The organism is Endozoicomonas acroporae, from assembly GCF_002864045.1.
In the GTDB taxonomy this organism is placed as follows: domain Bacteria; phylum Pseudomonadota; class Gammaproteobacteria; order Pseudomonadales; family Endozoicomonadaceae; genus Endozoicomonas; species Endozoicomonas acroporae.
Genome location: NZ_PJPV01000239.1, coordinates 1 through 5,925, shown reverse-complemented (window position 1 = coordinate 5,925; position 5,925 = coordinate 1). Strand labels below are relative to the sequence as shown.

Here is a 5,925-nt window from a genome sequence, read left to right as displayed (position 1 = left end):
GCAAATCACCAACCTGCTGTGGGCCATGGCGAAACTGGTGGACAACGGGCAGGAGCGGACACCAGAACTTGAAGTGGCCTTAGCCGTGCTGTTGCCCCACGTGAAGGCGCAGCAAGACCAATTCAATGCCCAGGATATCACCAACCTGCTGTGGGCCATGGCGAAACTGGTGGACAACGGGCAGGAGCGGACAGCAGGTCTCAAAGAGGCCGTGGCCGCACTGTTGCCCCTCGTGAACACACAGAAAGACCAATTTAAACAACAGGGTATCGCCAATCTGCTGTGGGCCATAGCGAAACTGGTGGACAACGGGCAGAAGTGGTCACCAGGGCTCAACGATGCCGTGGCCGCGCTGTTGCCCCACGTGAACGCACGGAAAGCTAACTTTACACCACAGGGCATCGCCAACCTGCTGTGGGCCATGGCGAAACTGGTGGACAACGGACAGGAGCAGACACCAGAGCTCAACGAGGCCCTGGCCGCGCTGTTGCCTCACGTGAACGCAAAGAAAGACCAATTTAATCCTCAGCATATTGCCAACCTGCTGTGGGCCATGGCCAAACTGGGCGAACTCATTGAGCTGGACATGGTAACATCCACGTTCAAATCGCTTGTCTACCGAATCAGTGGTAACCATCAGCTCTCTCAGCAAGAGATATTGATGTCTCTCTGGGGATTGATGGTTTGCTGTGCCAGATTGTCTCTGGACTTCCGAAGTAATAACTGGTTTGAAAAGCAAATGGATGACCTGTTTACTCGTGTGGAAAATACATCCACAGACAATGAAGATGGTCAACGCATCATTGCCATGGCCGCAAGTTGGCTTCGCAGGACGTGTCCGTTCGTCCCCCATTACCAGACAACCATTTCAAAACCTCAAGCCGACTTCCGCGCTCAACTCCAATCATCCATTCCCTCTTTGCGTATTGAAGAAGAAAAGTGTTTGAACTCATTACCTCCGGTTGACCTGCTACTGCCAGATCACAACATGGTGATTGAAGTTCAGGGACCGTATCATTACGTGGGTGGTGATTTCACAACCAGGAATGGTTCGACTCTGCTGAAAATCGCACTGTTGCAAAAAGCAGGATTTGAGGTCATTGAAATTCCGGTTACCATGCTTTGGAATCAGGATTTAATGAAACCATACATTGATCAAATAAAGACCAGGATAGGCATCCCGCCACAGGAGCATGGCTCTGTATCACTTAAAAGAAGGTGGGCAGATGCGGCATATGTTACTGCTGATAAAGGCAGGCAACCCTCAGATCACCGTTACTTAACCGCCGAAGAACATTTAGAAGAACAAACCGGCAAACCAGCCAAGAGGAAGAAAAAAAAACAGCCAGTAATTCCCTCCTTTCAACCCGGGAACCGTTTTCACATGCAAGACTACCAGCGTTGAAGACCTGTTACCCCTGAATTTCGCCCGGATGATTTAAGATAAAGGATGGTTCGCATCAAGAGCAGATGCGTTTCTCCAACGGCTTACATTTATCAACATTCCAACAAAATGAACTTCTGAATAGAACAGCAGTCTGCTTTTTATATTCTCATGAATTGATGAAATATAGTTATGGATAAAAGCCCGGCAGGTATCAGTGGTCAATACGCAAGATCAGGCAATGATTACAACCAACCGGATGACCAGGCTGCTTCTTCACGGCGTGGACGATATAGACATGCCATAGTCAGACAATGGGATACCCCCTCCCGCAATGCCCCGGGGCGTCATGAATTTTACCATTCTTCTTTCAAACGCTCTTCTCAACATCTAAATTACCGTTCAGTAAACTCTGCTCAGGATTTTAATGCTCTCACCAGACAGAAAATAATGGATCGCCTGGTGAATAAATCTTATCGTTTTGGTGATCGCTATAATGGGAGACATCACGGTCAATATGCCAGCTTAATTAAAAAATACACGTCAGCGGCTAAAAGACCATTGAATCGAGGGGAACAAAGCCAGCTGATGCGTTTGTTGGAAAATTTTACCGCAACACGGAGCTGGAATTGGCTAAGCCTGACGACAACATTTCATTCATTGACTTCAGCGGGTGTTTTTACCCCTCATAACCCCATGGATGGGCGTGTTAAGCGCACTCAGACTGCCTTAATGACAACGCTACTGGATGCAATCATATTTAAGTGCAACCAAAAACCTGAAGCCGGGGATATTGATGCCCAGGGAATCGCCAACCTGCTGTGGGCCATGGCAAAACTGGTAGACAGCGGGCAGGAGCGAACACCAGGGCTCAACGAGGCTGTGGCCGCACTGTTGCCCCACATGAACGCACAGAAAGACCAATTTATTCCTCAGCATATTGCCAACCTGCTGTGGGCCATGGCGAAACTGGTGAACAATGGACAGAAGCGAATACCAGAGTTCAACGAGGCCATGGCATCATTGTTGCCCCTCGTGAACGCACAGAAAGACCAATTTATTCCTCAACATATCGCCAACCTGCTGTGGGCCATGGCGAAACTGGTGGACCACGGGCCAAAGCAGACACCAGGGTTCAAAGGGGCCGTAGCCACGCTGTTGCCCCTCGTGAACGCACAGAAAGACCAATTTAATGCCCAGGGCATTGCCAACCAGCTGTGGGCCATGGCAAAACTGGTGGACAACGGGTACGAACAGACACCAGATCTCAACAAGGCCGTGGCCGCGCTGTTGCCCTACGTGAAAGCACAGAAAGACCAATTTAATAGCCAAGGCATTACCAACCTGCTGTGGGCCATGGCGAAACTGGAGGACAACGGGTACGAACAGACACCAGATCTCAACAAGGCCGTAGCCGCGCTGTTGCCCCACGTGAACGCAAAAAAGAACCAATTTATTCCTCAGCATATCGCCAACCTGCTGTGGGCCATGGCAAAACTGGTGGACCACGGGCAGGAGCGCACACCAGGGCTCAACAAGGCCGTGGCCACGTTGCTGCCCCACGTGAACGCACAGAAAGCTAACTTTAAACGACAGGAAATCGCCAACCTGCTGTGGGCTATAGCGAAACTGGTGGACAACAGGCAAAAGCGAACACCAGAGCTCAACGAGGCGGTGGCCGCTCTATTGCCTTACGTGAACGCACAGCAAGGTAACTTTAAACCACAGGATATCGCCAACCTGCTGTGGGCCATGGCAAAACTGGTGGACAAGGGGCAGAAGCGAACACCAGTGCTCAAAGAGGCTGTGGCCACACTGTTGCCCGACGTGAACGCAAAAAAAAACCAATTTATTCCTCAGCATATCGCCAACCTGCTGTGGGCCATGGCAAAACTGGTGAGCAAGGGGCAAGAGCGAACACCAGGGCTCAACAAGGCCGTGGCCGCGCTGTTGCCTTACGTAAACGCACATAAAGACCAATTTACTCCTCCGCATATCGCCAACCTGCTGTGGGCGATAGCGAAATTGCTGGACAACGGGCAGGAAAGGACTCCAGAGCTTACAGAGGCCGTGGCCGCACTGTTGCCACAAGTGAACGCACAGAAAGATAACTTTAAACCACAGGGTATCGCCAACCTGCTGTGTGCCATGGCGAAACTGGTGAATAGCGGGCAGGAGCGGACATCAGACTTTAACGAAGCCGTGGCTGCGCTGTTGCCTCACCTGAACGCAGGGAAGCACCAATTTAATGCCCAGGGAATCGCCATCCTGCTGTGGGCCATGGCGAAGCTGGTGGACAACGGGCAGGAGCGAACACCAGAGTTTAACGAGGCCGTAGCGGCGCTGTTGCCACAGGTCAACAAAGAGAAAGCTAACTTTAAACCACAGGAAATCGCCAACCTGCTGTGGGCCATGGCGAAACTGGTGGACAGCGGGGAGTGGACATCGGCGCTCAACGAGGCCGTGGCCGCACTATTGCGCCACGTGAACACACAGAAAGCTAACTTTAAGCCAAAGGAAATCGCCAATCTGCTGTGGGCCCCGGCGAAACTGGGTGAGTTCGTTGAGCTGAACGTGGTGACCTCTACGTTTGCATCGCTTGTTTACCGAATCAGTGAAAACCCTCAGCTCTCACAGCAAGACCTATTGATTTCTCTCTGGGGAGTGATGGTTTGCTGTGCCAGATTGTCACTGAACTCCAATAACAATCACTGGCTTGAAAAGCACATGGATCACCTGTTTACCCGTCTGGAAAATACATTCCTGCACAATGAAGAGGATCAACGCATCATTGCCATGGCCGCAAGTTGGCTTGGGAGAGCGAGCCCGGTCGTCCCCCATTACCAGACTACCAGGTCAAAACGTCAATCCGAGGTTCGCCATCTACTCCAATCATGCATTCCATCTCTGCGGATTGAAGAAGAAAAGAGTCTGAACTCACTGCCTCCTGTTGACCTGCTACTGCCAGATCACAACCTGGTGATTGAAGTTCAGGGGCCCTCTCATTACGTGGGTGGTGATTTCAACACCAGGAAGGGTTCGACGCTGCTGAAAATCGCACTGTTGCAAAAAGCAGGATTTGAGGTCATTGAAATTCCGGTTAACAGGCTTGGCAATCAGGATTTAATGAAACCATACATTGATCAAATAAAAACCAGGACAGGGATCCCGCCACAAGGGCATGGCTCTGTATCACTTAAAAGAAGGTGGGCAGATGCAGCATGCGTTACTGCTGATAAAAGCAGGCAACCCTCAGATCACGGTTACCTAACCGCAGAAGAACATTTAGAAGAACAAACCGGCAAACCAGCCAAGAGGAAGAGAAAAAACAGCCAGTAATTCCCTCCCTTCGACCCAGGAACCGTTTTCACATTCCTGAAAAATGAACTTCTGAAAAGAACCACAGTCTGCTTTTTATATTTCCATGAATTAATGAAATATAATTATGGATAGAAGCTCTACTGGTATCAGTGGTCAATACGCAAGATCAGGCAATGATAACAAACAACCGGATGACCAGGCCACTTCTTCACGGCGTGGACGATATGGATATGCCACAGTCAGACAATGGGATAACCCATCCCGCACTGCCCCGGGGCGTCATGAATTTTACCATTCTTCTTTCACACGCTCTTCTCAACATCTACAGTACCGTTCAGTAAACCCTGCTCAAGATTTTAATGCTCTCACCAAACAGGAAATAATGGATGGCCTGGTGAGTAAATCTTATCGTTTCGGTCATCGCTATGATGGGAGAGATCACGGTCTATATGCCAGTTCAATTAAAAAATACACGTCAGCGTCTAAAAGACCGTTAAATCGAGCGGAACAAAGCCAGCTGATGCGATTGCTGCAAAATTTCAAAGCAACGCGAAGCTGGAATTGGCGAAGCCTGACGACAACACTGCACTCATTTACTTCAGCGGGTGTTTTTACCCCCCATAACAACCCCATAGATGAGCGTGTTAAGCATACTCAAATTGCCTTATTGTCAACGCTACTTGATGCAATAATATTCAAGTGCAACCAAAAAGCTGAAACCAGCAATATTGGTGCCCAGGGTGTCGCCAACCTGCTGTGGGCCATGGCGAAACTGGTAGACAGCGGGCAGGAGCGAAAACCAGGGCTCAACGAGGCTGTGGCCGCACTGTTGCCCCATATGAACACACAGAAGGACCAATTTATTCCTCAACATATTGCCAACCTGCTGTGGGCCATGGCGAAACTGGTGGACAACGGGCAGCAGCGGACACCAGGGCTTAATGAGGCCGTGGCCAGCCTATTGCCCTACGTGAACGCACAGAAAGGTCACTTTAAACCACAGGAAATCGCCAACCTGCTGTGGGCCATGGCGAAACTGGTGGACAACGGGCAGGAGCGGACACCAGGGTTCAACGAGGCCGTGGCCAGGCTATTGCCCCACGTGAACGCACAGAAAGCTCACTTTAAACCACAGGAAATCGCCAACCTGCTGTGGGCCATGGCGAAACTGGTGGACAACGGGCAGGAGCAGACACCAGAGTTCAACGAGGCCGTGGCCG

The 5,925-nt window shown here is 50.5% G+C and carries 3 protein-coding genes; all 3 read left to right on the top strand.

Annotation, left to right across the window (positions count from 1 at the left end):
* Positions 1-1,405, top strand: a 1,405-nt coding sequence (locus CX664_RS24680) for an RAP domain-containing protein (RefSeq protein WP_146000334.1), incomplete at its 5' end; no start/stop codon positions are given.
* Positions 1,406-1,576: 171 nt separating this feature from the next.
* Entirely contained in the window at positions 1,577-4,723 is a 3,147-nt protein-coding gene (locus CX664_RS24675) for an RAP domain-containing protein (protein ID WP_101749253.1), read from the top strand.
* Positions 4,724-4,829: 106 nt separating this feature from the next.
* Positions 4,830-5,925: DUF1601 domain-containing protein (locus CX664_RS24670; RefSeq protein WP_146000333.1), on the top strand; the 1,096-nt coding region annotated here is incomplete at its 3' end.